We start from the raw sequence: 2,356 nt of genomic DNA on the forward strand, positions 1-2,356 counted from the left end.
CCGTCAGACGACGGCGGCCGACGTCCAGCGCGGGTCGGCCGTCGTGACGACGTGCACGTCGCCCGTGAGCGTCGTGCGCGCCGTCGTCTCCTTGTCGGAGCACGACGGGCCGACCCACAGCTCGAGCTCGCCCGGCTCCACGACGCGGCGGCCCGAGCGGTCCGTGAACGCCACGCGCGCCGTCGGCACGACGAGCTCGATCTCGGCGGACTCCCCGGCCGCGAGCTCGACGCGCCGGTACCCGACGAGCTGTGCGACCGGGCGGGTCACGCTCGCGACGACGTCGTGCGCGTACAGCTGCACGACGTCGGCACCGGCGCGCTCGCCCGTGTTCGTCACGCGCACGCGCGCCGTGACGGCACCGTCCGTGCGGGCCTCGGCGTCCACGACCAGGTCGCTGTGCGCGAAGGTCGTGTACGACAGGCCGAACCCGAACGGACGCACGGGCACCGTGCTGAGGTTCGTGACGTCGCCGTCGCCGCCGAGCGCCGGGTGCAGGTAGCTGAACGGCTGCGCGCCCGACGACCGCGGCAGGCTGACGGGCAGCCGGCCCGAGGGGTTGACGCGACCCGACAGCACGCCGGCGAGCGCGCGCCCGCCCTCCTCGCCGGGGAAGAACGCCTGCACGACGGCCGCGCAGCGCTCCAGCGCCCAGTCGAGGACGTACGGGCGGCCCGTGAGCAGCACGAGGACGACCGGCGTGCCCGTGGCGAGCACGGCCTCGACGAGCGCACGCTGCACGCCCGGCAGGTCGAGGTCGTCGCGGTCGCAGCCCTCGCCGACGGTGCCGCGGCCGAACAGGCCCGCGTGGTCGCCCATGACGAGCACCGCGACGTCCGCCGACGACGCGGTGGCGACCGCCTCGTCGAAGCCGGACGTGTCGTCGTCGTCCACGGCGCAGCCGCGCGCCGCCACGACCTCGGCACCCGTGAGCTCCTCGACGAGCGCCTCGCGCACCGTCGGGATCTCGAGCGCCACCTCGGCGTCGGGGTGCTGCGCGAGCACGTGGTTGAGGAACGAGTAGCAGCCGAACAGCGCGTGCGGGCGGTCGGCGTTCGGGCCGATCACGGCGACGCGGCGCGGCTGCGCGAGCGGCAGCGTGCCGTCGTTGCCGAGGAGCACGAGCGACTCCTCCGCGAGGCGCGCGGCGACCCGGCGGTGCTCGGGGCTGTCGAGGTCGACGCCGCTCGGCGGCTCGTCCTCGAACGTCGCCGTGAGCAGGCCGACCTCGTCCTTCTGCCGCAGCACGCGCAGCACGGCGCGGTCCACCAGCGCCTCGTCGACCGCGCCGGAGCGGACGGCCGCGGCCAGCGGGTCGAGGTACGCGTCGCCGGTGGGCAGCTCGATGTCGACGCCGGCGTTGAGCGCCAGGCCCGCCGCCTCCCCGAGGTCGCCCGCCACGTGGTGCAGCAGGTGCAGGAACGCCACGCCGAAGTAGTCGGCGACGACGGTGCCGTCGAAGCCCCACTCCCCGCGCAGCTTGTCCGTCAGCAGGCGCGGGTCGGACGCGACGGGCACGCCGTCGATCTCCGCGTACGAGTGCATGACCGAGCGGACGCCGCCGTCGAGCACCGCCATCTCGAACGGCGGGAGCAGCACGTCGGCCACCTCGCGCGGGCCGGCGTGCACGGGCGCGAAGTTCCGCCCCGACTGCGACGCCGAGTACCCGACGAAGTGCTTGAGCGTGGCGAGCACGCCGGTTGACTGCAGGCCCCGCACGTACGACGTGCCGAGCGTGCCGACGAGGTACGGGTCCTCGCCGATGCACTCGTCGACGCGGCCCCAGCGCGGGTCGCGCACGACGTCGAGCACCGGGGACAGGCCCTGGTGGATGCCGAGGTCGCGCATGGACCCACCGATGAGGGCGGCCATCTCCTCGACCAGCTCGGGGTCGAACGACGCGCCCCACGCGAGCGGCGTCGGGAAGGTCGCGGCCTTCCACGCGGACAGGCCGGTCAGGCACTCCTCGTGCACGATCGCCGGGATGCCGAGGCGCGTCCCCGTGACGAGCCGGCGCTGCTGCGCCCACAGCCGGCGCGCCTGCGCGTCGGCCTCGACCGGGCGCGTGCCGTACACGCGGGTGAGGTGACCGAGGCCGTGCTTCGTCACGTCGTCGTAGCCACGGGCGGCCTCGAACTCGCCCTGCAGCGGGGCGACGGCCTCGCCGTCCTCCTTCTCCCAGAAGCCGACGATCTGGGCCAGCTTCTCCTCGAGGGTCATCCGGGCGAGCAGCCCCTCGGGCGTGCGGTCCTCTGTGGCCCGGCTCGTGGCCGGCACTGCGGACACCTGCAGATCCGTCACGGATCCCACTCCTTCGATGGTGCGACGGGACGGGCGGGCGCACGCGTGTCTCGCG

Annotated in this window: 1 protein-coding gene; it reads right to left on the bottom strand. The window is 74.8% G+C overall.

Annotated features, from left to right (window positions below; translation table 11 throughout):
- Nucleotides 1-3: 3 nt before the first annotated feature.
- Nucleotides 4-2,301, bottom strand: a complete 2,298-nt coding sequence (locus tag ACFUMH_RS19005) for a glycoside hydrolase family 3 N-terminal domain-containing protein (RefSeq protein ID WP_378209186.1) — start codon at nucleotides 2,299-2,301, stop codon at nucleotides 4-6.
- Nucleotides 2,302-2,356 lie beyond the last annotated feature (55 nt).

Origin of the sequence: Cellulomonas sp. NPDC057328, from assembly GCF_042667215.1 — a bacterium.
GTDB lineage: Bacteria > Actinomycetota > Actinomycetes > Actinomycetales > Cellulomonadaceae > Cellulomonas.